Source organism: Terriglobia bacterium (assembly GCA_032252755.1).
Classification (GTDB): domain Bacteria; phylum Acidobacteriota; class Terriglobia; order Terriglobales; family Acidobacteriaceae; genus JAVUPY01.
This window is the reverse complement of sequence record JAVUPY010000041.1, coordinates 49,964-75,495: the sequence shown is the minus strand read 5'-3', so window position 1 is coordinate 75,495 and position 25,532 is coordinate 49,964. Positions and strand designations below refer to the sequence as shown.

The 25,532-nt window shown below is 59.7% G+C and carries 20 protein-coding genes; 8 read left to right on the top strand and 12 right to left on the bottom strand.

What is annotated here, in order from left to right:
- Positions 1-32: 32 nt before the first annotated feature.
- Positions 33-1,199: a DNA-processing protein DprA gene (gene dprA / locus ROO76_09450; protein MDT8068375.1), complete on the bottom strand. Its 1,167-nt coding sequence runs from the start codon at positions 1,197-1,199 to the stop codon at positions 33-35.
- A gap of 94 nt (positions 1,200-1,293) precedes the next feature.
- Here dprA and ROO76_09445 point away from each other — a divergent pair, with 94 nt between their 5' ends.
- Positions 1,294-2,148: a menaquinone biosynthesis protein gene (locus ROO76_09445; protein MDT8068374.1), complete on the top strand. Its 855-nt coding sequence runs from the start codon at positions 1,294-1,296 to the stop codon at positions 2,146-2,148.
- A 96-nt stretch (positions 2,149-2,244) separates the two neighbouring features.
- Here the strand turns inward: ROO76_09445 and ROO76_09440 are convergent, their stop codons facing one another.
- Together ROO76_09440 and ROO76_09435 are read right to left on the bottom strand one after the other, a co-directional pair.
- Positions 2,245-3,324, bottom strand: a complete 1,080-nt coding sequence (locus ROO76_09440) for an ABC transporter permease (protein ID MDT8068373.1) — start codon at positions 3,322-3,324, stop codon at positions 2,245-2,247.
- Positions 3,324-4,253 (bottom strand): ABC transporter ATP-binding protein, encoded by a 930-nt coding sequence (locus ROO76_09435; GenBank protein MDT8068372.1) that lies wholly within the window; start codon positions 4,251-4,253, stop codon positions 3,324-3,326. The genes ROO76_09440 and ROO76_09435 overlap by 1 nt, the downstream gene beginning before the upstream one ends.
- Before the next feature lie 244 nt (positions 4,254-4,497).
- Here ROO76_09435 and ROO76_09430 point away from each other — a divergent pair, with 244 nt between their 5' ends.
- A complete protein-coding gene (locus ROO76_09430; GenBank protein MDT8068371.1) occupies positions 4,498-6,738 on the top strand; it encodes a serine/threonine-protein kinase in 2,241 nt (746 codons plus the stop codon).
- A gap of 157 nt (positions 6,739-6,895) precedes the next feature.
- Positions 6,896-7,534 carry a VTT domain-containing protein gene (locus tag ROO76_09425; protein MDT8068370.1) on the top strand — a complete coding sequence of 213 codons (639 nt, stop codon included), beginning with the start codon at positions 6,896-6,898 and terminating at the stop codon, positions 7,532-7,534.
- A 27-nt stretch (positions 7,535-7,561) separates the two neighbouring features.
- On the opposite strand, the gene ROO76_09420 is transcribed toward ROO76_09425, so the two are convergent.
- The 9 genes from ROO76_09420 to ROO76_09380 form a co-directional block, all read right to left on the bottom strand.
- Positions 7,562-8,497 carry a GNAT family N-acetyltransferase gene (locus ROO76_09420; protein MDT8068369.1) on the bottom strand — a complete coding sequence of 312 codons (936 nt, stop codon included), beginning with the start codon at positions 8,495-8,497 and terminating at the stop codon, positions 7,562-7,564.
- 150 nt (positions 8,498-8,647) lie between these two features.
- Positions 8,648-10,066 (bottom strand): TolC family protein, encoded by a 1,419-nt coding sequence (locus tag ROO76_09415; protein ID MDT8068368.1) that lies wholly within the window; start codon positions 10,064-10,066, stop codon positions 8,648-8,650.
- 35 nt (positions 10,067-10,101) lie between these two features.
- A complete protein-coding gene (locus tag ROO76_09410) occupies positions 10,102-11,298 on the bottom strand; it encodes an ABC transporter permease (GenBank protein MDT8068367.1) in 1,197 nt (398 codons plus the stop codon).
- The gene (locus ROO76_09405) at positions 11,298-12,311 is read right to left on the bottom strand and encodes a biotin/lipoyl-binding protein (protein MDT8068366.1); all 1,014 of its coding nucleotides are present in this window, start codon (positions 12,309-12,311) and stop codon (positions 11,298-11,300) included. Before ROO76_09405 ends, ROO76_09410 begins: the two co-directional genes overlap by 1 nt.
- Positions 12,308-13,039, bottom strand: a complete 732-nt coding sequence (locus tag ROO76_09400) for an ABC transporter ATP-binding protein (protein MDT8068365.1) — start codon at positions 13,037-13,039, stop codon at positions 12,308-12,310. Before ROO76_09400 ends, ROO76_09405 begins: the two co-directional genes overlap by 4 nt.
- Positions 13,040-13,114: 75 nt before the next feature.
- Positions 13,115-13,435, bottom strand: a complete 321-nt coding sequence (locus ROO76_09395) for a hypothetical protein (protein ID MDT8068364.1) — start codon at positions 13,433-13,435, stop codon at positions 13,115-13,117.
- A 170-nt stretch (positions 13,436-13,605) separates the two neighbouring features.
- Positions 13,606-15,372: a chloride channel protein gene (locus ROO76_09390; protein ID MDT8068363.1), complete on the bottom strand. Its 1,767-nt coding sequence runs from the start codon at positions 15,370-15,372 to the stop codon at positions 13,606-13,608.
- The gene (locus tag ROO76_09385; GenBank protein ID MDT8068362.1) at positions 15,372-16,442 is read right to left on the bottom strand and encodes a tetratricopeptide repeat protein; all 1,071 of its coding nucleotides are present in this window, start codon (positions 16,440-16,442) and stop codon (positions 15,372-15,374) included. Before ROO76_09385 ends, ROO76_09390 begins: the two co-directional genes overlap by 1 nt.
- A gap of 369 nt (positions 16,443-16,811) precedes the next feature.
- Positions 16,812-17,810, bottom strand: a complete 999-nt coding sequence (locus tag ROO76_09380) for an energy transducer TonB (GenBank protein MDT8068361.1) — start codon at positions 17,808-17,810, stop codon at positions 16,812-16,814.
- Between the two features lie 353 nt (positions 17,811-18,163).
- Between ROO76_09380 and ileS the strand changes: the two genes are divergently transcribed.
- The 5 genes from ileS to ROO76_09355 all read left to right on the top strand — a co-directional run bounded on the left by ileS (position 18,164) and on the right by ROO76_09355 (position 25,530).
- Positions 18,164-20,995 (top strand): isoleucine--tRNA ligase, encoded by a 2,832-nt coding sequence (gene ileS, locus ROO76_09375; protein ID MDT8068360.1) that lies wholly within the window; start codon positions 18,164-18,166, stop codon positions 20,993-20,995.
- 3 nt (positions 20,996-20,998) lie between these two features.
- Positions 20,999-21,517: a signal peptidase II gene (lspA, locus tag ROO76_09370; GenBank protein MDT8068359.1), complete on the top strand. Its 519-nt coding sequence runs from the start codon at positions 20,999-21,001 to the stop codon at positions 21,515-21,517.
- Positions 21,518-21,535: 18 nt separating this feature from the next.
- Complete coding sequence (locus ROO76_09365) at positions 21,536-21,946, top strand: VOC family protein (protein ID MDT8068358.1); 411 nt, start codon at positions 21,536-21,538, stop codon at positions 21,944-21,946.
- Positions 21,947-22,056: 110 nt separating this feature from the next.
- Positions 22,057-23,103, top strand: a complete 1,047-nt coding sequence (locus ROO76_09360; protein ID MDT8068357.1) for a hypothetical protein — start codon at positions 22,057-22,059, stop codon at positions 23,101-23,103.
- Between the two features lie 15 nt (positions 23,104-23,118).
- Positions 23,119-25,530, top strand: coding sequence for a transglycosylase SLT domain-containing protein (locus ROO76_09355; GenBank protein MDT8068356.1), 2,412 nt, complete (start codon positions 23,119-23,121; stop codon positions 25,528-25,530).
- Positions 25,531-25,532: the final 2 nt, after the last annotated feature.

Genomic DNA, 25,532 nt, shown 5'->3' with positions numbered 1-25,532 from the left:
CCGGCACCCGGTACCCGGCACCCGGCACCATTCTAGAAAGCTCTCACAAAATTCTTCCCCGGCATCTGCCGGATCCTTCCTGCCAGTTCCAGTTCAAAGAGTGCCGCGAAGATTTGCGAGGCGGAGAGATCGGGTTCCAGGCGCTCGACGAGTTCGTCGATGTGCGAGGCCGTGTCGGACTTGATGAGCGAAAACACCTTCCTTTCGTTGGGCGACAGTTCCGGCTGCCCGGGGAATAGAGATGCAGTCTCGGGCTTGGACGATGCAGCGACATCCCCCGAAGGTTGCAGACGCAGGCGCAACTGGCTCGGCAATTCTTCCCAAACGTCTTCCCACGTCGCAACCAGTTTGGCGCCTTGCTTGATGAGCGTGTTCGGTCCCCACGATAGCCGGTTCGTGACATTACCGGGCACTGCGAAGACTTCGCGACACTGTTCCAGCGCGCAGCGGGCGGTGATGCGCGTACCGCTGTATTCGCCGGCTTCCACAACCAACACGCCAACGGAGAGCCCGCTAATGATGCGATTGCGAATCGGGAAATTCTGCGGCGTGGGCGCGGTTCCGAGCGGAAACTCGCTGATCAGCGCACCACCGAGCGAGAGCATCTGCTCGGCTAATTTCTTGTTCTCGCGGGGATAAATGACGTCGACCCCGGTGCCGAGCACGCCAACCGTCTGGCCTCGGGCATTGACGGCACCGCGATGCGCGGCCGAATCTACCCCACGGGCAAGCCCACTAAATAGGATGAGCCCACGGGCCGTCAGGTCGCAGGCCAGCCTCTCGGCCATTCCCAGGCCATAGGGTGTAGGGTGACGGGTGCCGACCACGGCGATCCCAGGGGCGTTCAGCGTTCCGCGATTCCCGCGTATATAAAGGATGACGGGCGGATCGTAGATGTTCTTGAGCGGCTCGGGATAATCGGGATCGTCGAGGCAGAGCAATTCGACTCCGGCCGCCGCCGCCCGGGCAAGCTCTTGCTCGGCTGATTGTTTCGAGGCGCCGAGGGCCAGTCCCTGTGCCGCCGGAGCAGGAATGCCACACGCTTCCAGTTCGGTGAGCGAGGCGCGGAAGACGGCCTCGGCTGAGCCCAACCGCTCGACCAGGCGCCGAGAGCGCGTCGGCCCCATCTGCGGCGTCATGGTGAGTGCGAGCCAGGCGAACTGGGTTTCTGTTGCGTTCTGTGGTGCGGCATCGGACATACGAGGTCTCCCATCTTCATGTAGCCGCATCCCATAACCGCAAGTCAACGATTGCGAGCACCAGAGTTGTTACAATTCCCTGTTCGGGAAATTCATGCGCCTTCTTCGAATCTCCGCAATTTCATTTCTCAATACCGCGCCGCTCATGTGGGAGTTCGAACACAATCCCCCGGCGGAGCTCACCGATAACTTCGAGATCGAGTACACGGTGCCGTCCAAGTGCGCAAAAGCGCTTGCGGCCGGAACCGCCGACATCGGCATCATCCCCGTCTTCACATATGCGGAAATACAGAATCTGGTCGTTGTGCCGGATGTCACGATAGCTTCGCGCGGCGCGGTGCGGTCAATTCTCCTCATCAGCAAGAAACCACTGGAAGAGGTGAAAACGGTCGCTGCCGATACTTCTTCGCGCACATCCGTCGCGCTCACACAGGTGATGCTGACGAAGTGGTTCGGCGGCAAACGCGAACTCGTCCCGATGGACCCTGACGTGACGACCATGCTCCACCGCTGCGACGCGGCGCTCCTGATCGGCGACCCGGCGCTGGTTATCAGCGAGAAGCCGGCGGTACTCGATAACGCCGGGGGCGATGGCGAACTCTACGTTTTCGACCTCGCCGAACTCTGGGTCGAAAGAACCGGTAAGCCGTTCGTGTTCGCTGTCTGGGCCGTGCGCGAGCAGGCGTTGCACGAGTGCAAGCCGGGACTCGACGTCGCGGGAATCTTTCAGCACTCGCGTGACTGCGGGTTGCTGCCGGAAAATGTAGCAACCATCGCGCGCGAATGGTCTCCGAGACTCGGACTGTCAGAGCAGGCAATCTTCGAGTACCTGACGCAGAATATTCATTACAAGCTCGATGCGGCGTGCATGGAAGGGCTGGGGATGTTCTTTGAGTTTTCGAAGGAATGTGGCCTGATTGGGAGGGTGCCGCAACTGAAGTTGCCGTGAAGTGAGCTTCGCTCACTCGCCCAGCCGAGCACGGCTGGGCCTACATTAGAAGCAGCGTTTCGTTCTGCCCTTTTGCCCGCTTCTCTTTGCCCTTTCCTAGCTCCACCGGAACCACTTCAACGCCAGCAGAAAACTTACCGCACCCCAAATCACCAGTACCGCGATTCTTCCCGACTGCGAAGCCAGCGACGCGCCTTGCAGGATGATGGCGCGCAGCGAATCGTTCAGCGCGGTCAGCGGCAGCGCCTTGATGAAAGGCTGGACTATCGCCGGGAAGCGTTCGTAAGAGAAGAAGACGCCGGAGAAGATCCACATCGGCATCATCACCAGGTTGATGAGGCCGCTGACGGATTCGATTTTCTGCGCGCGGCTGGCGGTGAGCAAGCCGAGGCCGCCGAACGAGATCGCGCCCAGCGTCGACAGCAGCAGGATAGTTCCCCACGCGCCCATAATGCGCATGTTGAACACGAGGATCCCGAAGCCCAACAGCAGCACGAGTTCGATGATCATCAGCACTAGCCGGCTGCTGGTGAGCGCCATCAGGAAGTCGGCGCGGCGCATGGGCGTGGCGATGAAGCGCTTGAGCAACTTTCGCTGGCGCATCTCGACCAGGGCGAAGCCGATGCCCCACATCCCAGAGTTCATGAGGTTCATTCCGAGCAGGCCGGGGATAAGGAAATCGATGTAGCGCGCGCCGGGTTCGCTGGAAGGAACTGCAGTGGTCGGGATGACGTTCTTGCGGCCCATTGCCGATTGCAGCGCATCATCCACCTGGATGCGCGCCTGCACGCTCTCCGGGCGGGCTGGGTCGAAGCGGTACTCTACCCCGTTTTCTTTCGGAACAACTACGAGCGAGTAGGCACCGAGGCGGAACTTATTGTCCGCGGTCGCTTCGTCAAGAATGTCAGCGTGGATCAGCTTGTGCTGCGGAGAATTCTCCAGAAGCTGCTGGACGTGCTTCGCCTGCGAGTTATTTACGATCGCAATGGAAATCTTGTCCTCGGGCTTATTCCGGAATGCCACGCCGAGGCCGAACGCCAGCAGCAGCGGGAAGACGAACACCCAGAAGATGACTTCGGGCTCGCGCGCCAGTTCCTTCATGCGGGCTTCCAGCAGACGGTAGTATCCGGCCCAGCGTCCGTTCACGAATTGCGGCTTGTGTTCGGTCGTCTGCATCATTCCTCCCGCAGGTGGCGGCCGGTCAGTTGCACAAAAACATCTTCGAGGCTCGCCTGTCGCGTCGTGAGGTGTTCCAGGCGCGACCCCTGTTGTTGCACCGCCGCCAATAGGGCCGGGATGGTCTCATGGGGTTCGTGAACCTGCAGCGCGATTGTTCCGTCTTCATGACGTACCGACTGCACGCCCGGCAAACTCTTCCAGAGCGAGTCGCCAGTGATGCCGTTCCCACTTATGGCGATCTCTAAAACGTGATGACCACCCAACCGCTCGATCAGTTCCGCCGGCGAGCCTTCGGCGATGATCTTCCCGTGATCGATGATGGCGAGGCGATCGCAGAGCTTCTCCGCCTCGTCCATGTAATGAGTTGTAAGCAGGATCGTGCCGCCACGCTTCTGAAACTGACGAACGATGTCCCACAACTGACGTCGGCTTTGCGGATCGAGTCCCGTCGTCGGCTCGTCAAGGAAAAGGATCTTCGGATTACCGACGAGCGCGGTCGCCACTGCAAGCCGCTGCTTCTGCCCGCCGGAGAGCTTTCCGACCCACGCGTTGGCCTTTTCCGTCAGAGACAGCTCTTCGATTACTTCGTCGATATCCGCCGGCTCGCGATAAAAGCTGGCGAACAGCACCAAGGTCTCGCGCACCGACAGCTTTTCCGAGAGCCGCGTCTCCTGCAGAGAAATGCCCAGCCACTCGCGCAGTTCGCGCTCATGCTCGTGCCACGTCATCTCCAGGATTTCGACTGTGCCGGAGGTCGGTGCGAGTAGTCCTTCAAGGATTTCGATGGTCGTGGTCTTCCCCGCCCCGTTCGGCCCGAGCAGGCCAAAACACTGACCGGCCGGGATCGTCAGGTCGATCCCGCGGACGGCTTCCACGTTGCCCTCGTAGGTCTTCTTGAGGTCGCGGCAGAGGATGGCGACGGACATTGGGCAATTTTACAGGAGTGCTGGGGGGTTCGAGGTACGAGGTTCGAGCCCAATCGCAACCGCGCAAATGCGAGAAGTTTTTCGGCTCGCATCTCGCTCCTCGTACCTCGCACCTCATGCCGCAGTTGTCCTAGCCCTTCCGTAATTGTCCTGCCGACCCATGCCTGTGTCAGTCTATTTGGCGAACTTCGTGCCCTCCCCTGGGTCCTGGAGCAAGTACATATTTATCGGGAATAGGTGCCTTATGGCTCCTGACGGAGTTCTTCAAAAAGTCGCCGCATCTCTCAGAAGCGTCGGGGAGTTCGACCTCGCCGCAATCAGCGTCACCCCGACTTCATCGGTTTATAAAGCCGTCGAGCGTAAGCTCCGCCGTCCTCTCGTTATCAAGCTAATGCCGCTATCGCAGTGGCCCAACCGTGCGCAGATCAGCGCCATGGCGGGGGCCGAGCGCCGCATCGTGAAGGGGTTCGATTTTCCCAACGTTCCGCGCCTGCTCACGGGTGGTGAAGTCGACGATCATCTCTTCTGGATCTCCGAGTTTGTCGACGGCGTGCCGCTGAGCAAGACGCTCGAAATGGGCGAAACCTTTTCCGCCCTTGACCTCGTCGACATGGCGCGCCAGCTCTGCAATAGCGTGGAATCTACCGGAAAATCCGGCATTGTGCACCATCGCTTCCATCCCCAAAACCTGATTATCGAGTGGGATGGTGGCGCAAAGATTCTCGACTGGGGAGTTCCTCCGTACGCCGATTTCGGCCCCAATCCTTCACCAGCGACCCTGCACTCCGCGCATTATCTCGCGCCCGAACAGCTCTCCGGTCCCGTCGGCGATCTCCGCTCGAACCTGTTCAACATTGCAGTGATCCTGTATCACCTTGCTACGGCGCAGTTGCCCTTTACCGGCGAGACCATCAAGGCTCTGAAGTCGTCCATGGAATCAGGCGCGCCCCCGAGCCCCTCGAAGCTGAATCGAAAAATTCCCGAGGGCCTCTCCGTACCTATTCTCAAAACCCTGGCCGCGAACCCCGACGACCGCTACCAATCCGCGGCAGAATTCCTGCGCGATCTCGAGAATTTCAAGAAGTACGGCGTGAAGGAAGAACTACCGGCGAACTTTTACTCGCGCCCAGCATCAACGGCGAGCCCCGAACCCGGTTCGCCCAACAGTTCGCGTCCGCAATTCGATTCCGGCCTCGATTTGGACAACGCCTGGACTCCGGCTGTAACCGCGCGCCAGACCGCCGACATCGCGGTGATGTCGCTGCAGGACGCAACCGTCGCTGTCGCCGAAAAACCGCCGGAGCCCGCGCCAGCCCCGGTCGAACCGCCTGTGCCCGTAAAAGAGACCGTCTACTGCGAACCCGAAGCGAAACCCGCAGCTCCGCCGAAGCCAAAGATTCCTCTTCCGAAGATCAAGCCCCCAAAAATCACGATGAAAGACGTGAACAAGGTGGCCAACAAGATTCCGCCGCTCACCGCCGCGCTGGTGCTCGCCGGAGTTGTCATCGTCCTGTTCGCGTGGAAATTCATCATCCCGACGCTCATCACTGACAAGGCACCGGTTACGAAGCTGGCAACCGATACCACGCAGGCCCAGTCTGCGCAGCCTGAGCAACCCGCGGTTCAGCCCACGCCGGAATCTGCCGCAGATTCATCCGCCGAGGAAGAGTCGAGCGGTCCCGACGTGGTCGTCCGCACCTACGACAAGAGCGGCCATGCCAAGCCGGTTCGCAAAGCTAAGATCAAGACTCTTGTCCTTCCGCCCCCGCCACCCACAGTGGGCGAGCTCGCCGTGAACTCCGATCCTGCAGGTGCATCATTCATACTGGACGGTCGCTCCGATCCAAGCTTCGTCACGCCATTTACGGTCTCGCAACTCGTTCCCGGTCACCACACCGTCACCTTCAACAAGCCGGGATACCAGTCGCAATCGCTCGCAACGGATGTCACCGCCGGTTCTCGAGCCACCATCATGACGCGCCTTGCGCTCCAGGGCGGAACGCTCAGCATCGCCAGCACGCCATCCGGCGCGCATATCGCAATCGACGGCCGCGACACCGGCAAGACCACACCGGCGCAGTTTATCGTCATACATGGCCAACATACAGTTACTCTGAGGTTCCCGGGCTATCTGGAAGCCAGCATTCCCGTCGCCATGGCGGATGGTCAGACCCACTCGATTTCGCCCGACCTGATTCCCATGGGTCGGACAGTCGATATCAAGACCGCGAAGAAGGGCTTGTTTGGCATGGGCCGCGGCGACAAAGACATGGGACGTGTCACTATTCGCACAGAACCAACCGGCGCCACTGTTCTCGTCAATGGGCAGGCAGCGCCCAAGACGACCCCGACCGAGATCATGCTGAACCCCGGCGGCTACGAACTCATTTTCCAGTTGCCCGGCTACAAGACACAAAAGAAGGTCATCGTCGTCGACTGGGGTTCCAAGGTTACAGTGACCGAGACTCTCCGCGCGGGTCAGTAGCAGTCCGAAAACCCGACGCTCCATAGCCCACACCTGTCACCCCAGGCGAACTATGGACAACGCCGGCCCCGGCCGCGAAGGCGCGCCAGATCTCGCCCGATCTACGCGCTGATGCGACATCTCGCCGAAGTTCTGCTTCTAATCTCGCAGGACCTCTATGGCCCCGACCCTGCTTCTACTCGCGTCTTTCCTAAATTACGTGCGAAGGTTTGGGCCGCTCGCGTTCCTCGCCGTCGGCCTTGTGGACCAGTCCATCATTCCCCTGCCCGGCAGCATGGACGCCCTGCTTATCTTCTTCGTCGCATCCAAGCCTGAGCTGTGGTGGTACTACGTTCTGATGGCAACCGCCGGAAGCACCGTCGGCGCATACGTGACCTACCGCATTTCAATGAAGGAAGGCAAAGAAGCTCTTGAGAAGAGGATCGGGAAGAAACGCGCTGACAAGGCTTACCGCGTCTTCGATCGGTGGGGTTTCTGGTCGGTGTTCATCGGAACCATTCTTCCGCCACCCTTCCCCATCGTCCCTTTTATTGCCAGCGCCGGAGTGATGCAGTATCCACGTCATCTCTTCCTGCTCTCGTACTCGTCCGGTCGCATCGTCCGCTTCACCATTGTCGCGTGGATCACAAAGATCTACGGAAAGAGCCTCTTCCAATTCTTCTCGCAGTACTACCAGCCGGCCCTCTACACACTGATAGGACTTGGCATTGCCGGCGGACTAGCGGCCTGGTGGCACTTCAAGCACTACAAGAAGAAGCACAGGCAGTCCGACACCCCCGAGCGCCGCGCCGCCTGAACTCGCGCTCGGAAATTCGCCTGCGGTTCACGCGGCGAGTGATTCGGAATGCCTGAGAATTTCGCCTGCTGCGGCGCGCAATTGCTCCGGCGTCGCCCGAACCTCATACAGGGGAACCATCCTGTCCGCGAATCGATTCTTATACATATATTCGCCGGTCATGTAATCGCACTCGAGCCCCTCGCGAAGGCTGTCAGCTGTCGCCTCGAAAAGAAGCACCTGTCCGGGCGACTCCTTCGCCCAACGCTCGTCGAAATATGTCGTGTAGAACCGCCTCACGGTACCGTCGCGGAACGTAACCAGTGCCGCGACGAGATCGGTAACCGTTTCGTAGGTGAAGATTTCGCAACGCGTCTCCGGCAGCGCTGCGACCGCCATCATGAACTCGCGTCGAAGCGGATCGCAAAACAGGTTGGTTCCAACGTCCTGTTGCGCCTTTTTTTCGTAAATATGGCGCACCAGCGTCCGGTTCGAGCCCGAGTGCCGCCGATACTGAACTCCCGCGCGCCGGAACCGACGGGTGAACCTTCTCAGGCGATTGCGTGATCTCACGAATTCATCGGTATCGGTGCTCGTGCTCAGAGAAGGCGCATTCGCAAAGAACTGAACATCGAGACCGCTCCAAGTCTGTCTAATCTCGTCACCACGGAGCGCCTTCACCTTAAACGGCAATCCCCATTCCGCGATCCGCTCCCAAGCCCGGACTAGTACGCCAGGCTCGCCCTTCACCAGCGCCGTCCGATAATCGAACATCGCCTCGCCCGCAAGATGCACCTCTCCGCATTTGCTGCCGAGCACGGATGGCACCAGCACCGATCCAGCATCGCTTTCCAGATAGAGAAGATGCGGCGTCTCCCTTTGCGCAAACACACTGAGCGCGGTCGCATTCCAGGCATAGCTCTGGAACATCGTCATGCCTGGTTGGGATTGCAGTTCCTCCCAGAGAGGACGGATTCGCTTCAAGTCTTCAGAGTGATTGATAACTGCGCTACGTAACACGAACACCTATGCCGATCGCCTGGGCTGTCCGCGATCACTTACTTAGAGGCAGTTCCGGAGTCACGGGTTCGACCATATTCGTGCCCTGCCTTGTCGCGTCTGTCGATTCGGGCCTCACGGCTTTCGCTGCTGTTGCAGCTTGTCTATTCCGGGAGGTCCGGAATTTACGGGAAACATATCGCCAGTGACAAGCGGCCGTTGCACGGAATCTTCCAGGTCCCCGAGCGCCGCCTGCGCACGTCCCAGCGCATTGAGCTGCGCCTGAGCCACGGCTGAAAGCTGAATCTCGACAGCGTCAAGACTCAACCGGTCCCCCGCGCCAGCACTGATATTGTGCTGGACGATTTGCAGCTGAGATTGTTGCAGTTGATACGACGATTCCGCCTGCAAGTATGCCCTCAGTGCCGCCTTATACACTGCAAACGCCCTCTCGGTCTTTTCGATCACCTGGGCCTGTGTCTGCAGGAAGGCGGCTGCTGCTTGCTCGCGACGACCCTCCGCCTCGGCTATCGGTCCCTGGTTCCGGTTGAAAATCGGCAGCGTGGTCGAAAAGCCCACAGTGAAGTAACTGTGGCCCTCTTCATAGGAATATCCTGGGCCGAGATTGAAGTTGGGATATTGTTTGGCAATCTCGGAGTGCAGGTCGGCTTCGGCAGCCGCGTACTGCGCGAGAGCACGTCGAATGTTCAGACGATTCAGCACCGCATCTCGGCGAACCTGGTCTACCGAGAGTGAGTCTGCGGGTGGCAAGGTGTCCATCTCCGGCCACGAGAACTCCACGCCATCGAGCGCCGCCATGGGTACCCCTATCGCAGTTGCCAGGGCGGACCTCGCGTCGGCAAGCTGAACCTCCGCCGAGCGGACCGCCGCGGTGGTCCTGGAAAGCTCAAGGCGCGCGAGGTCCACGTCGAACCTCGTATTTTCGCCAGCTTCTAATATCTGTTCCAGGATCGCGACTTGATCGGCCCTTGCCTTCTCCTCCGACTGCAGCAGTCCGAGGTTTCGAGACGCAACGAGATAATTCAATAAGGCCACCCGGATGCCCATCGCTACATTCCAGGCTGAATCCGCAAGGTCGAATTGAGCGGCCTCATGAAGATTCCTGGCACCCTGAATGCGAAGTCCGCGCTTGCCGGCCGTCTCTAGCAGAAAGAGCAAATTCTGGCTGAGCAGGTAGGGGGCGGGGACACCCGGCGCGAGATCCATTGTCGGATTGGGCCGCTCTCCAGCCGTGATCATTGCTCCTTCAGCCGTAGCAACACGAGCTCGCGCGGAATCCAACGCCGGATTGAAATACAGAGCGGCCAGTGAAAGCCTGTGAAGATCCCAGCTCTTGGGCGGCCACTGCGATACCAAGTGACCGAGGTTCTGTTCTTCAAATGATCGAAGGCCCGCGTCGGCCAGACTCCGCAATTCGAATTGCGATGCTGTTTTGCTGGGGACGATGGGAGCGGGATGATAATGACGGACGGCGCAACCGGCGAGAAGACAGCTCGTGATCAAAAGAACGCTTTGCTTCCCTATGCGAGGCATGCAAGTCTCTCCCATCGACCCACCCGATTACCGAACTAACGTCCCGCAAACACCACGCCGGGTTCCAGTTTGAGCACCGGGCGGGCACTAACCGCGGCAGCCGCAATGCTCACAACTACCACCACCAGCGTCGCGAATACCGGTACGAACCACATCATCCGAAACGGAAAATTGAATTCCACGATCACAAATTGGCCGACGATGGCGCAGACGCCAAGTCCGAGACCGATGCCCACCAGCGCGCACAATCCGGCCTGCACAAAAATCATCGTGAGCAGTAGCCGCGAATCGGCCCCCATCGCTTTCAGCACGGCGTACTGCTTCAGACTGTCGCTCGTAAACATGTACAGCAACACACCTGTGACGCCCAATCCGACCAGCATGGCGATGGATACCATCGATGCGATATCGCCAACATCTTCGGAATTCACCAGCAGCCAATCGACGGTGTCTTTCTTGAAGTCATCCGAAGAGCGCGCCTTGAGGCCTGTCTGCGCCTCAATGCGTCTGGCAAGTTCCCGCGGCGAGACTCCCGGTGCGGCCTTCGCAATCACAAAAGTCAACAAGTGGGGCTTCGGCGGCAGCATGCGAGCTGCGTCAGAAAGCGTCGTGTACATCACCGGTTGCGGGGGATACCGCGGCTGAGCGTTCGCCAAGCCCCTAACCACAACGCGATGTTCGTCGACTCGCAACTCATCTCCTGCCGCAAGTTCACGCGTTGGCACATTGAGACGGGGCTGACCATAGGGCCATTGGTCAGCTGCCAGAACCGGAGTTTGGAGCTTGCCCTGCGTGCCACCCGGGGCGACAACAACCGCATCGGGAGTTCGCATCAATGTTGGCGATACGCCGCCTTGTAGCGGCGGCAGGCCAAACAAGGTCGCGTCATCCACTGCTATGAGTTGAAACGATTGAAATCGCCCATTGGGGAACCGCGTGTCCACTGTACCCACAGCCAGAGGCATGGCGTAAAGAACGCCATCAACACTGCGAACACGCGACAATGCCGAATCCGGTATGGTGGTAGTCAGCTCGGTGGATTGAACCGCCGGGTCCATCACCCACACGTCCACATTCGGGTTCTCGGTAATCAGTGCGAATCCACGCGTCATGAAACCGCAGAGGTACGAGCCCGCGTATGTGACCAGAAATGAAGTAAAGGTGATCCCAAACAACAGGCCCAGGTACTTCGCGCGATCTCCCCGAAGCATCTTTATCGCGATGCGCAGCATTACTCTTTTCCTCGAGCGGCCGTGCTCGCATCCGGCGGAGCTTGGATGAACACATCCATCAACTGCCCCACATAGGCGTGTAGCGATGCTCGGTCGAAGCGGTAGACCACCTGTAAAACCCGCGTATCGGTTCTTTGCGTGGCATCGCCCGTGAGCAACGCCTGGGGCACAACGTCCGGGTCCGTCCGCACGTATTTCAACGGAGTCTTAAGGTTCGCGTTGCCGCGCACATAAGCCACTGCTGGCGAGTCGGCCTGGAATCTCCATGCATCGCTCTGGTCAATGTCGACACGCACGTGCAAAACGGTATCGTTACCCAGCACCATCAGCGGTGTCGCGAGGACTCCACTCTGGGCGTACTCTCCGAGGCGCATCTTCATTTGCAGGATGGCCCCTGCAACCGGAGCTCGCACCGTGTGAATTCGTACCTGGTCCTCGATCTGCTTCACCTGCGCCTTCGCCGAGCCAATTTGAGCCTTGATCTGCCGGACCTGCCCTTCAGCCGAGGCCACCTGGGCTTCACCCGCTGCGACATCCAGCTTCCGACTGGCTAAGTCTTCGCTGCTTATCGAGACTCCCGGGACCAGGCTCTCTCCGACGCGGAGGTGATTTTCAGCCTTCGCCAGGGTTTGCTGCGCCTGAATGACATTGGCCGTTGCCGAGAGTAGCTGGGTTTCCACTTCGCTGACCTTGGCGCGTGCTGGAATCAATTGCGCATCCAGGTCGCGCGTATCGATCTTGAACAGTGGCGCGCCACGCTTCACCTGCTCGCCCCACGTGACGTATATATCCGTAACGATGCCTGAAACCGGCGTGCCAACGGCGATGTTTTCGGTGCTGGCCTCCACAATGCCGGGACCAAAAATGTAGGACGAGAATGGCGCTTCGGCCGGCTGAAAGAGCGGAGTAGTGGCGGCGGGAGCGCGATTCCCTTCGTTTACCATCACAACCGCCGCAGCGACACCGACCAGCGCCAGGATGGGAAGCAAGTACCTGCGAACTGTTTTTATCATTGCAAACGCTCCTCACTGGGCCCCTCGTGCACCTCGATAATCTTTCCGTCGTCCATGCGGGCAATGCGATCGGCAAAACCAAAAATCCGAGGATCGTGGGTCACTACGATGAGTGCTCGGTCAGGACGCCTGGCCAGCTGTCGCAAAAGTTCCATCATGCGCTGGCCAGTGCTGTGATCGAGGTTGCTGGTCGGCTCATCGCAAACGATCAGTTTCGGTTCATGCACCAGGGCACGTGCGATCGCGACACGTTGCTGCTGGCCGCCGCTGAGCTTTGCGGGAAGTGCGTCAAGCCGCGCACCGAGTTGGACCGTTTCGAGCGCGTGTTTCGCCCGGGCTTCCGCCTCGCCGCGAACGAGGCCGTTGATCAGCAGCGGAACGGAGACGTTCTCAACCGCATTGAGCGCCGGCAGGAGATTGAAAAGTTGGAACACAAAGCCGATAGAACCGCGGCGAAAATGCGCACGAGTCCTCTGGTCCATCTCGTTCAGGTCGCGGCCCAGCACTTCGCATTCGCCGGAATCACGGTCCAAAACTCCCGCGATGACTGAGATCAGCGTCGTCTTCCCACAGCCCGACGGCCCCACGATCATGAGTAGCTCGCCGTGGCGAACATCCAGGTCGACGCCACGCAGCGCCTTGACCTGCGCGTCTCCCGTCCCGTAGCTCTTGGTAACCCCGCGGCAACGGACTGCAATATCCGAATTAATGTTTATGGAACTCTGCATGGCTCCCCGCTGCGCAAGGTGGTAACGAACCGAGGCACACACTGCCCTCAGCAGTTCTCAGCACAGCAGAAAGCACTAGATTCGAAGTGGCGATTGAAGTGATATAGGAGGGCCCGTCGCGAGTCGATCGAGCGGAGTGGTTCGGAGAGCGACGAAAAGATGATTTGAGATTTCCAGCAGTTTTACGCGCCTCAGAAGTTGCGATGCTACGGATAGCATCTTCCTGCCAACCGCGAACACCACTCCCAGGCACGCTGCCATGACGACAACTGTGTAGTCCACATCCTGGCCCGTCTTCAACGTGTGATCCCAGTGGTCGAGTAGTTCGGAGATATGCCCCCCGAGCATTCCGGCCAGGATCACCACGGCCACCAGATGTAGCAGCGTCTTGCGCATCGCAATGAAGGCGAGTCTAAAACTCCACTAAGGAGTCGTCAAATTCTGCACGGCAGAGCCACTCGTTGAAGCAATTTGCCCTGGTGCAGGCACTAAGTTGGATGCATGGAGCCAAAGAAAGCTGCTCGCAGAGAATTCCTTTTGCAACCCTCATTGCAGAGACATCGGACCTAAAGAGGTGCGCGCTCCGGCGCTTCCCCTCCGCTGGTGCGGTAAGCGCGGATGACGTCTTCCAGGTTAATGACGCCCAGCAATTTGCTGTGGTCGGCGCGATGCACGACGGGAAGCATGGGCAACTCGCCGATCATGCGCAACGCGTAATCCAGAGGATGATCGGGATAGAGTTGCGGCAGCATCTGTCCTGCAACCGTCGCGAGCGGAGCTTGGTCGTTGGCATTTCCGTCCATCAGTGCCTCTTTCGTAATTCCCGCCCAGTTTCCCGAAGCCATCTGCACGAGGAAGAACTTCTGTCCCGAAGCTTGCGCAATACGGCGCGCGTCGGCAAGCATCTCGAAGCCCGAGAGAACAATTGGGCGCGGCTGCATTGCGGTTTCAACCCGCAGGACTTCCAACTCGCGCTCTTCTTCCAGCGAAGGAAGGTCCAGTCCGTCCTGTCGCGAGAGCAGGTCGAAGATTGGTGTCGGCTGGAACTGTCGCGAGATGAAGTACGCAATCGTGTCCGAGATGATCACCGGGAGAATAATGGAGTAATTCCCCGAGACCTCCAAAATCATGAACACTGACGTCATAGGTGCGCGCAAGATTCCCGCGAACAGCGTTCCCATGCCGACCATCGCGTAAGCTCCGACCGGAACCGACAGGTGCGGAAACAGCGCCCGCTCGAACATGCCCACGCCGCCCCCGATCATGGCGCCGATGAAAAGGGTGGGAGCGAATAGTCCGCCCGGAGTCCCGCTGCTGAAGGAGAAGCCCGTCGCGGCGATCTTCAGCCCGGCCAGGATCAGGAGCAGCTTCCACGGGAACTGCCCGTGCATCGCCTGGTCCATGTAGTCGTAGCCTGCGCCCATCACTTGCGGAAACCAGATTGCTATTACGCCGATGATCGCGCCCGCCACAGCAGGTTGGAAGTATTGCGTCCACGGCGGAAGCCTCTTTGCCCACGGGCGCAGAAAGCTGACCATCTTTACGAACGCCAGCGAAGCGAATCCGCCGATCACGCCGAGGATGGCATACGCGCCGAGTTCGCCGGGATGAACGAGGTGATATTGCGGAATGCGAAACAGCGGGGCATCGCCGAGAAACCAGCGTTCCACGACAACGCTGGAGATAGCCGACAGCACGATCGCGCCCAGCGTTCCGGCGCTCCACCGCCCGACGACTTCTTCAATGACGAACAGCACCGCCGTGATCGGCGCGTTAAAGGCCGCGGCGAGGCCCGCGGCGGCGCCCACGGGCGCAATCAGGCGCAAGCGCTCGCGCGAGAGCTTCAGACGCCGTCCCAGGAACGACGCCAGCCCGGCGCCAATCTGCAGAGCCGGATCTTCGGGACCAAGCGACTGCCCGCTGCCGATAGCCAGCGCACTGGTAATGAATTTTCCGATGACGGTGTCGCCGGCAATATAACCGTCGTAAATGTAGAGCGCACCCTTGGTCTGGTTGACGCCGCTGCCACGCGCCCTGGGGAAGAACCGAATCACGAGAATCGCAATCAACAGTCCGACGGCGGCCGGGATGAAAACGACCCGCGGGAAGCTCGGCTTTAGCGAGCTACCGAGAAGTACCAGGCGGGCTGACTCGATGGCGATACGGAAGCAGACCACCGCCAAGCCGGAGAAGATACCGATAAAAATCGCGAGGAGGAGGAAGAACTGCTCTTCGCGGGCGGTGAGAAATTCACCGGTAAGAACACTGCCGAGGGTTCGCCAATACTTCCGGCGAACCGGACTCGCTGCATTTTTGGCTTCGGGCTCCACCATCAGCGTGCCCCCGCCCCGTGCGCCAGCACCAGCAGCGCGGCATCCACTCCCGTCGGAGCCCCGCAGGTACCCTCGCTCGTCGCCTCGACCTGGTAGGCCCAGCTCACCACATTGTCCAGGAGGTCCGGATCCCGCTGCAGGATCCACGGCCGAATTCGCTTGAAGTTGGACGCCTGTTGCGTCGCCAGCTGCTGCAACGCCGGGTCGTTGTGATTCGTCAGACAGTCATTCAGTCGATCGCTAGCCCCCTCATAGGCCGCCTGCGCGCGTTCAGCCCGGGTCTTGATGTTGATACCCTTCGCGTAGGGATCTGTGGAGAGTATCAGCTGGGACTGCTTTTCCAATTGAGTCGCCTCTTCCATTTTCGGATCGATTCTCACCGCCAGTCGCGCATAATCCCTTGCCTCTGTGTATTTTCGCAGCGCGAAAGCCGCCTGCGCCGCGCCCAGGTCAGCTTGTGCATTGTTACGATTGGCCTTGCGAGCATTCTTATAGGCAATCAGAGCGCGATCAGGCTGGTCAGCCTCCATCATAAGGTCTCCCAGTTTCACCTGCTGGGCGCTATTTGGAGGAAGCTCCGCAGCCAGTGCAATCAGCTCAGCCTGCGCACCTGCAATTTGGTGACTCGAGAGAAGATAGTTCACGAGTTCAAACCGCACTGCCTCGCGATTCTGCAGAGGATGAGTTTCCCATACCCCGTAAATCGCTCCGTGGTAGTAGCGGACGGCTTCCTGCGCATCTCCCATCCGTGCCATCACTCGCGCCAACTGCAGATTCACAGTCGCATCGCCGGGCCGCTCCTCCCACAAATTTGCGAGATGAACGCGGGCTTCCGGCAATTGTCCCGACCGCATTAGCGCCAGCGCCAGCTTCAGCCGGTAGGTATCGTCATTTGGAGCAAATGCGAGCGCAGTTTGAATTTCATCGACAGCTCGTGCCGGGTTCCCGGCCGCAAGGTCGCGGTCTCCGCGAGAAAACCACCTTACGGCCAGCATCTCCTGGCGTGCTTTGTAACCTCGAGTTATGAATCCGGTGACGGTGAATCCGCCGAGTAGAACGATTACCAGCAACAGGACCACCCCGCGCGTGGGCCGGGTTTCTGTTGCCAGGCTTTCACCACAAGATGGACATGCGTTCGCCGCATCGCGAAGCGCCTCGCCACATCGAGGACAGCTTCGAGTCGCAGATTCCATATCTTTCAAGATAACAAATTCGAGAGCTCTCGCGTAAACGCGCAGCAGCTCTCAGAGCAGAAGTTAGCGTGACTGAAACGGTACTGCACCTTAGTGACTACTGGAACGTAGCCTGTGAAATTCGCTCAGTAGCCTTGAAATCCCGCAAAAAATCAAAGGGAGAGGCAGGTTCTCCTCTCCCTTTCGGTCTTCGGGTTGCACTTCTCACACCTGCCAATCGCGGCAGATGCAGGACACGCGCCCGAATCAGTAGAGCCGGAAGTTAACTTCAACGTTGATCTGCACCGCCACCGGGCGGCCGTCCTTCATTGCCGGCTCAAACTTCCACTTGCGCACGGCTTCGATCGCCTTTTGATCGAGACCCATGCCCAGACTGCGAGCAATCTTGATATCGCGCGGCTTGCCGTTCTCATCCACGATCAGCCACAGCACGCAGGTTCCCTGGTACTTCGCCTTGCGAGCTTCGTCGGAATACTCCGGATCAGGCGTATCTAGCGCGCGAGGAGCAGAAACACCGCCACCTACGCGAAACACTCCGCCACCTATGCCGCCGCCACGTCCTGGACCAACACCCGGTCCAGAGCCGGAACCGACACCGCCACCGCTGCCCGAACCGATTCCGCCGCCGCTACCCGTTCCGTTAGACATCGGGCCGGTAGGAATCACAGCCTTCATGTCACCGAGGTTCGGCAATGCCGCATTCGCCATCTTCACCTGCGGTGGGACAACCACAGTCGGCTCAACCGGCAGCTTGGGATTGTCATTGCGGATAACCATCGCCGGGGGCGTAATCTGTTCCATCGCGAACTTTGGCAGCCTGCCTTTCGGCGCCTTGAGTTTGTCGCGATCGCCGCCGCCACCGCCACCACCGACGTCATCATTCTTTTTTGCAGACATCGGAACGTATTGCGAAATATCCGGCGCGATCAAGCTGACGGTTTCCTGCTTCTGCACCTCGTGAACAACCTTCGCGCCCATAATGGAAATCGCGATCAGGCCGCCCACCGCCAACGCGTGCAAAACCGCCGAGCCCCACGCACCGCGCCGGCGATAGTTGTAATCACCCCAAATTTCGCGCACCTTGACCGGACGCGATGTGAGTTGCAGGGGCGGAAGCTTCTCAGGATGGAAAGTGTCGTGGTAATTCTGCTTCAACGACTCCCATAGCCCAAGATCGAACCGCTCCTTCGGCAGGAGATTCAGCTCGGGTACTTCGGGTCGGGGGAACATTTCCTGGTATGCCATAACGCTTGTTTCGGCCCTTCTAGTAGCGCGACCGCTGTCGCGGCTGTTGTAAGGATGAGCACGTCACCTGCCAAGGTTGCACCTCGTTGTGAATGCTGCAGTCCCTTTGTATTTCTCCATGGAACCGAGAATCCTTCCGTCTGGCCCAAACTCCTCGGATTCTTCGGATGTGTACTCTGATGCCATTCCTGCGGTGCAGGGTTCCCAAACAGCTAAAGATTTACATTCCAGACACAATTCCGGGGCTACATTGGACTGCGCGAAATTCGCTCCCTATAATGAAATTTTGAGCAGCCCTACCCTTCTGCGCATGATTCGGTGAGAGTGGGGCAGTTTAGGAGCCTAGCTGTCCCTTGGCCGACACCGACAGAGCAACACAACCCGCGCCTCTTGAGTTGAAGAAGACCCTGAACCTGCCGAAAACCGGCTTTCCTATGAAGGCGAACCTGCCGACGAACGAGCCTAAGTTGCTCGAACGCTGGAAGGAAATCGATCTCTACGGAAAGATTCGCAAGGCAAGCTCGGGACGGCCTTCGTACGTTCTGCACGATGGGCCGCCCTATGCGAACGGGCCCATTCACCTCGGCACGGCGATGAACAAGTCGCTGAAGGACTTTGTCGTCAAGACGCGCACTATGGCGGGCTACGACTCGCCCTACGTCCCCGGCTGGGATTGTCACGGCCTCCCCATCGAAATCAAGGTCGACGAGAAACTTGGGCGCAAGAAGCTCGAGATGGATCCTCTCCAGGTTCGCGACGAGTGCCGCAAGTACGCCGAAAAGTTCCTCGACCTGCAGCGGACGCAGTTCATGCGCATCGGCGTCTTCGGCGACTTCTTCCATCCTTACTCCACCATGAGCCCGCAGTATGAAGCCGCGGTCATGAAGAACTTCTTCGCCTTCCTCGAGAAGGGCATGGTCTACAAGGGCCTGAAGCCGGTCTACTGGTGCATCCACGACAAGACCGCGCTCGCCGAGGCCGAAGTCGAGTACGAGAACCACGTCAGCCCCAGCATCTGGGTTCGCTACGCCCTGACCAGTGAACCCGAAAAAATCGATCCAGCACTGAAGGGCAAGAAGGTCGCAACCATCATCTGGACGACGACTCCGTGGACGTTGCCTGCGTCCATGGCAGTGACGTTCAGCCCGACGGAAGATTACGTCGCGCTCGAGTCCAGCGACTGGGTCTATATCGTTGCCGACAAGCTTGCGGACGACACCTCGCGCCTGTGCAGCCTCGGGCCGGTGAAGAAGATCGCTACCTTCCCGGGCACAAAGCTCGAACACACGACCTACTCGCACCCGTTCCTGGATCGCAAGATTCTTGGCGTGCTCGGCGATTACGTCACCATGGACCAGGGCACCGGCGCGGTCCACACGGCCCCCTCTCACGGTGCGGATGACTTCTATACCGGCGTGAAGTACGGGCTCGACCAGACCTGCAACGTCGACGAAGCGGGACGCCTGCGCAATGGCCTACCCGAATACGATGGCCTCAAGGTCTTTGACGCCAACGAGAAGATCGTAGAGTTGCTTCGCACGCGCGGCGTGCTGATGGGGTATGACAAGCTCGAGCACTCGTATCCGCATTGCTGGCGCTGCCACAACCCGGTAATCTTCCGCGCCACCGAGCAATGGTTCATCTCCATGGAAGCGAAGCTCGGCGACGGCACCCTGCGTTCTAAGGCGCTCGACGAGATCGCGAAGGTGCGTTGGGATCCCGCCTGGGGTGAAGGCCGCATCTCGAACATGATCGCCACGCGCCCCGACTGGTGCATCTCGCGCCAGCGCGTCTGGGGTGTGCCCATCGCCGTCTTCTTCTGCGAAAGCTGCAACGAACTGCTGATCTCGAAGGAAGCCAACCGCGCGGTCGTCGCGATGTTCGGCAAAGAAGGCTCGGACGCGTGGTATAAGCGCAAGCCTTCGGACATCCTCCCCGCCGGCGTCAAATGCGCGAAGTGCGGCAGCACGAACTTCCGCAAGGAGATGGACATCATCGACGTGTGGTTCGAGAGCGGATCGTCGCAAGCGGCGGTTCTCGGCCGCGACGGACTGCCCTGGCCCGCCGACCTTTACCTCGAAGGCGGCGACCAGCATCGCGGATGGTTCCACTCTTCCCTGCTCTGCGCTCTCGGCTTGCATGAGGCTGCCCCCTTCCGTGGCGTGACCACCTGCGGCTGGACACTCGATGACCAGGGCCGCGCGCAATCGAAGTCGCTCGGCAACGTTGTAGATCCCGTCGATATCGCCAAGCGCCTCGGCGGCGAAATCGTGCGACTCTGGGTCGCATCCGTCGACTTCCGCGAAGACGTCGTTGGCACAGAAGCGCTCATGGAGCGCATCGGCGAGAACTACAAGAAGATTCGCAACACCTTCCGTTACGTGCTCAGTAACCTCGACGGCTTCGATCCCGCGCATGACGCGGTCGCATTCGACGACATGCAGCCGCTCGACCAGTACATGCTGCTGCGCACGGAAGAATTCGCGAAGCAGGTTCGCCAGTGGTACGAGGAGATGGTCTTCCATCGCGTCTATCACCGGCTGAACGATTTCTGCGTCGTCGACCTGAGCGCAATCTACTTCTCGATCCTGAAGGACCGTCTCTACACCGCCGCGCCGAAATCGCTCGCGCGCCGCTCCGCCCAGACCGCCATCTGGCGAATCGGCGAAGCTCTCGTGCGGCTGGTCGCGCCCATCATGACCTTCACCGCCGACGAGATCTGGCAGTATCTGCCACACGTTGCCGGTCGAAGCGAGAGCGTTCACCTGGAACTGTTCCCCAACCCCGGTGAAATTACCGGTCCGGTGCGCGACTCGGCTCACGTTGCGACCGTCGCTGCCGATTGGGACAAGCTCTTCGAGATCCGCGAAGAAGTTCTGAAGGCACTCGAGACCGTGCGCCAGGACAAGACGATCAACGACTCGCTTGAAGCCAAGGTCACCATCACGACTCCGAAGGAAACGTTCGAGTTGCTGAACAAACACCGCAAGCACCTGAACGCGTTCTTCGTCGTCTCGGCGACCGACGTTCTCCAAGGTGCCGCCCTCTCCGTCAAGGCCGAGCGCGCTCCCGGACAGAAGTGCGAGCGTTGCTGGAACTACTCGACGCACGTTGGCGAGGACAAGGTTTATCCCACAGTTTGCGAGCGCTGCAGCGCCACGCTTGCCGAAATAGAGCGAGGCTGAGTATTGCCTAAGACGCACGGTTTACGCTGGATACACCTCGCCATCGCCGTCGGCGCGATTCTGCTCGATCGCATCACGAAGATCATCATCGAGCGCACGCTGCCCACCAGTGACGCCATCACCGTGATCCCTGGATTTTTCCAGATCACGCACGTACACAATCGCGGCGCCGCCTTCGGCCTCTTCGCCGATTCCACCTCGGAGTGGCGGACCGCCCTGCTCGTCGGCTTCTCCGGTCTTGCGCTCGCCGTCGTCGGCTACCTTCTCTGGCGCAGCGATCACGCGCTGCCCACCACGGCCATCGGTTTGTCGCTGATTCTGGGTGGCGCCATCGGCAATCTCTGGGATCGCATCGCCAGGGGACAGGTCACCGATTTCCTCCACTTCTACATCGGCTCGCACGTCTGGCCAGACTTCAATGTCGCCGACAGTTGCATCGTCGTAGGTGCCGTCTTGCTCATGCTGGAGATTGTCTTCGCCAAGGACGCGGTCCGAGAGCACTCCGTCACCGGCGGTCAATGATCGCGGGAGGCTGCAGCCATGTTGCGCAACCGGTCCATCCCGAACACCACCGTTATTCCTGAACTTCCCTACGACGACGTGAACCAGGCCGCTGACTGGCTGTGCGTGGCGTTCGGCTTTACTGTTCGCCTGCGGATCGGCAACCACCGCTGTCAGATCAATATCGGCGAGGGCGCCATGGTCGCCATCGAGCGCCAGCCCGGTCGCACCGATGTAGGTCATGTGATGGTTCGCGTCGAGAATATCGACCGGCATTGCGAGCGCGCCCGTGCACACGGAGCGGTCATCTCACGTGAGCCTGCCGATTACCCCTACGGCGAGCGCCAATACAATGCCACAGACATTGGCGGGCACCGCTGGACCTTCACGCAATCCATCGCCGATAGCGATCCTCGCGATTGGGGCGGAACCCCGGTTCAGCTCACCTAAACCCATGGCAGGTTACCTAAGTCCCAGACCTTCTCAGGGCTAACCGTTATTGACACCGGACGCATGTTGCCTATACTGCAAATACCGCCAAGTAGCTGAAAAATGAGCGCATGACTGACCTCAGCCGAGTCCGTGAACAAGTCGAGCGAATCGTACGCGAGGTGGTTGGAGAGCACTCCGCCGCCATCAGCGAAGCAGTACGCGATCGTCTTGCGGAGCTGAAGCGCGAGCCCCAAGAGGCTCACGGTACCGCGCCCACTGATCTCTTAAACGCCGCTGTGGCATCGGTCCAGGACGCGACCACGCAGACCGACATCCTGAAGGCCCTGCTGGACGGAGCGATCAATTTCTCGCAGCGCGCGGGCCTGCTCGTCGTCCGAGGCACAACCGCTACCGGTTGGCAGTCGCGCGGATTCGACGACAACGAGGCTTTCCGGCACTTCAGCACCGACTGCACCCGGGGCCTCTGCGAACGCGTGCTGCACAACCGAACACCTTCGGCTGCCGCAGCCGACGAATTTGATTCATCGTTCGTAAGCCGCTTCGGACATCCGGCGGACGGCAATGTCGTTCTGCTGCCGCTGGTCATCAAGGAAAAGGTTGCGGCGATGGTTTACGCCGACGGCGGTGAAAAAGGTGCCGCTGGACTGAATGCCTCCGCGCTCGAACTACTGGTTCGCTGCACGGGATTGTGGTTGGAGGTGCTCTCATTCCGCAAAGTCGCACCCGCGGACCATCACGCCGCGCAGGAAATGCCGCCCGCTCCTACACCCGCGCCAGTCACGCCAAAACCTGTCGCGGCGACGGCCGCGGTTGCCGTCGCGGTTGCCGCACCCCCTGGGGCTATGCCAATGCCGCCGCCAGTACCTGCAGCAACTCCGGCATCCAATGGAGAAGACGAAGTCCGCAATAAGGCGCGACGCTTCGCGAAACTGCTGGTCGAAGAAATCAAGCTGTACAACCAGGCCAAGGTGAATGAAGGCCGCGCAACAAGGGATCTTTATGACAGGCTCAAGGACGACATCGACAAGAGCCGCGCTACCTACGAAAAGCGGTACGGACAGAGCGTCCCCGATGTCGACTACTTTACGCAAGAACTGGTGCGTATCCTCGGTGATAACGATCGTTCCATTTTCGGGGCGAATTTCCGCTGGTAAACTAGTCGCAGTGCAATGTCTCAATTGAAGGTTATCGCTGTTCTCCTCGCCGCAATTTTTCTGAGCGGCACTGTGTGTGCCAAGCAATCCTCTTCGGCCTCTTCAAAGTCAAAGAAAACTACTTCCGAGCACAAGAAGACAACTTCCGCGTCGAATAAAGCCGCCCAAAAGAAAGCTTCTGCGAAGACGCCACAGTCGACCGCAACAAAGAAGACGACGAAAAAGACCGTTTCGAAATCGCACGCCCGCAAATCAGTGAAATCGCGCCGCCGGTTTCATCACGTTCGGGTCAGCCCCGCGAAGCTGCGGCGGATGAAGCGTGCTTTCGTGAAGTCGGAAGACTTGAAGCCGATGGCGCTGCAACTCATCGACCTCCGTTCCAAGCCGGCCTACGCAGGTGTCGAAGCCTATGCGCGCAAGCATCCGGGAACCGATGAAGCCGCCATGGCGTGGCTGGCCGTCGGCTACGCCCACCTGCTGGACAAGGAGTATCCGCAGGCGCAGGATGCTTTGAAAAAAGCGCAACGGCACGCCGGCGAACTCGCCGACTACGTTCGCTTCATGCTGGCGCAAAGCTACGCCGGGCAGAACGACTGGCCGCAGGTCGTCGCCACGTTGCGCAATTTTCAGAAGGATTCTCCCGAGTCGATATTCCGCCACGATGTCGTTGATATCTATGGCAACGCCCTGGTCGCGACCGGGCACGCCGACGAGGCCGTGCCCTATCTCGAAGCGAATCGCCAGCCCACTCGCGCCGACGTCGAACTCGCGCTGGGTCGTGCTTACGTAAAAGCGGGCCAGGCGGCGAGGGGCGGAGAGATTCTTCGCCATCTCTATATAACAATGCCCGCAAGTCCCGAAGCCGATGCCGCGGCTACTGACCTGCAAACTTTACAGGCCTCCGGAGCGTTGCCGCCGCCTGCCTTCAACGAGCGTAAACAGCGTGCCACGCTGCTCATGCAGGCGAATCGCTTCTCGGATGCCGTTAACGAATATCGCGCGCTGCTGAACGATGCTCCTCCGGACGAGAAACCGGCGCTGCAAGTTGCGCTCGGCGTGGCGTTGCGTCGCGCAGGCAAAGATAGCGAAGCCGCCGGCCTCCTCCAGAACGCGCAGGTCACGGGCGAAGCCAACGCCATTCGCCTTTATAACCTCGGTGAACTCGCCCGCGACAAGGGCGACGACGCCGCTTTCCTCGACAACCTTAACCGCATGCGTCAGGAAGTCCCCACCAGCGCATGGTTCGCCACCGCGCTGCTTTCCGCCGGGAACAAGTATCTGCTGGCGAAGGACTACGATCACGCTATCGACGCCTATCGGGAACTGTACACTCGCTTCCCCAAGGATCCCCGCGCGTCCTACACGCACTGGAAGGCCGCGTGGCTCGACTACCGGCAAGGCCGCCTCGACCAGGCTAAGGAAGAATTCCAGGAACAAATCGCCAGGTGGCCCAATGACGATCAGGTGGCAGCGGCGCTCTACTGGCGCGGCCGTGTCGCCGAAGCGGAAAATGACAGGTCAACCGCAATCGCCTTTTACGCGAAAGTCTCCGACCGTTTCCGCAACTACTACTACGGCTTCCTCGGGCGCGAGAGACTGAAGCAACTCGGCCCGCTCCAGACCGTTTCGACAAACACGCTGCTCAATGCCATTCCCCGCCCCAAGCCTCTGCCGGAAGAAGCGCAGGAAACCGATCCGCCGCCGGGCGATCTGCACGTGGAGAAAAGCAAGCTCCTCGAAAACGCCGGCCTCACCGACTACGCCGTAAAGGAATTGCAGGAGGCCGACGGCGGACAGGGCGCGAACTGGGCGACGCTGCAGATCGGACGCATCTATCGTGACGCCGGCAAGTACTACCGCTCCCTTCAGGTCCTCAAGCGCGCAGTCCCGGCCTACTACTCCCTTGATTTCGGTGCGCTTCCGCGCGAGTACTGGAAGCACCTCTTCCCGCGTCCCTACTGGAGCGACCTGCAAAACTACGCGGGCCAGAACGACTTGAATCCCGATCTCGTCGCGTCGCTCATCCGCCAGGAATCCGAGTTCAATCCCAACGCGATTTCTTACGCGAACGCCTGGGGCCTTATGCAGTTGCTGCCCAAGGTCGGCCGTGGCGAAGCCAAAGAGCTGAAGATGCGCTTCTCGCAGGAACTTCTGCTCTCTCCCACCGTGAACCTGCGCCTCGGCACGCGCTATTTGAAAGAAATGATCGACCACTACAACGGACAGGTGGAGTATGCTCTCGCCGCATACAACGCAGGCACCAATCGCGTCGACGACTGGCTCGCCAGCGGCAACTTCAAAGACGTCCCAGAGTTCGTCGAATCGATCCCGTTCACGCAAACCCGCGAATACGTGCAGGCCATCATGCGCAACGCGCAGGTCTACCGCCAACTCTACGCAGGACAGAAGGCGGAACGCGGCGAGTAGTT

Excerpts from the sequence above, each read along its gene's own strand:
- dprA (MDT8068375.1), bottom strand. The coding sequence starts at position 1,199 with ATGTCCGATGCCGCACCACAGAACGCAACAGAAACCCAGTTCGCCTGG.
- ROO76_09445 (MDT8068374.1), top strand. The coding sequence starts at position 1,294 with ATGCGCCTTCTTCGAATCTCCGCAATTTCATTTCTCAATACCGCGCCG.
- ROO76_09440 (MDT8068373.1), bottom strand. The coding sequence starts at position 3,324 with ATGCAGACGACCGAACACAAGCCGCAATTCGTGAACGGACGCTGGGCC.
- ROO76_09435 (MDT8068372.1), bottom strand. The coding sequence starts at position 4,253 with ATGTCCGTCGCCATCCTCTGCCGCGACCTCAAGAAGACCTACGAGGGC.
- ROO76_09430 (MDT8068371.1), top strand. The coding sequence starts at position 4,498 with ATGGCTCCTGACGGAGTTCTTCAAAAAGTCGCCGCATCTCTCAGAAGC.
- ROO76_09425 (MDT8068370.1), top strand. The coding sequence starts at position 6,896 with ATGGCCCCGACCCTGCTTCTACTCGCGTCTTTCCTAAATTACGTGCGA.
- ROO76_09415 (MDT8068368.1), bottom strand. The coding sequence starts at position 10,066 with ATGCCTCGCATAGGGAAGCAAAGCGTTCTTTTGATCACGAGCTGTCTT.
- ROO76_09410 (MDT8068367.1), bottom strand. The coding sequence starts at position 11,298 with ATGCTGCGCATCGCGATAAAGATGCTTCGGGGAGATCGCGCGAAGTAC.
- ROO76_09405 (MDT8068366.1), bottom strand. The coding sequence starts at position 12,311 with ATGATAAAAACAGTTCGCAGGTACTTGCTTCCCATCCTGGCGCTGGTC.
- ROO76_09400 (MDT8068365.1), bottom strand. The coding sequence starts at position 13,039 with ATGCAGAGTTCCATAAACATTAATTCGGATATTGCAGTCCGTTGCCGC.
- ROO76_09395 (MDT8068364.1), bottom strand. The coding sequence starts at position 13,435 with ATGCGCAAGACGCTGCTACATCTGGTGGCCGTGGTGATCCTGGCCGGA.
- ROO76_09390 (MDT8068363.1), bottom strand. The coding sequence starts at position 15,372 with ATGGTGGAGCCCGAAGCCAAAAATGCAGCGAGTCCGGTTCGCCGGAAG.
- ROO76_09380 (MDT8068361.1), bottom strand. The coding sequence starts at position 17,810 with ATGGCATACCAGGAAATGTTCCCCCGACCCGAAGTACCCGAGCTGAAT.
- ROO76_09365 (MDT8068358.1), top strand. The coding sequence starts at position 21,536 with ATGTTGCGCAACCGGTCCATCCCGAACACCACCGTTATTCCTGAACTT.
- ROO76_09360 (MDT8068357.1), top strand. The coding sequence starts at position 22,057 with ATGACTGACCTCAGCCGAGTCCGTGAACAAGTCGAGCGAATCGTACGC.
- ROO76_09355 (MDT8068356.1), top strand. The coding sequence starts at position 23,119 with ATGTCTCAATTGAAGGTTATCGCTGTTCTCCTCGCCGCAATTTTTCTG.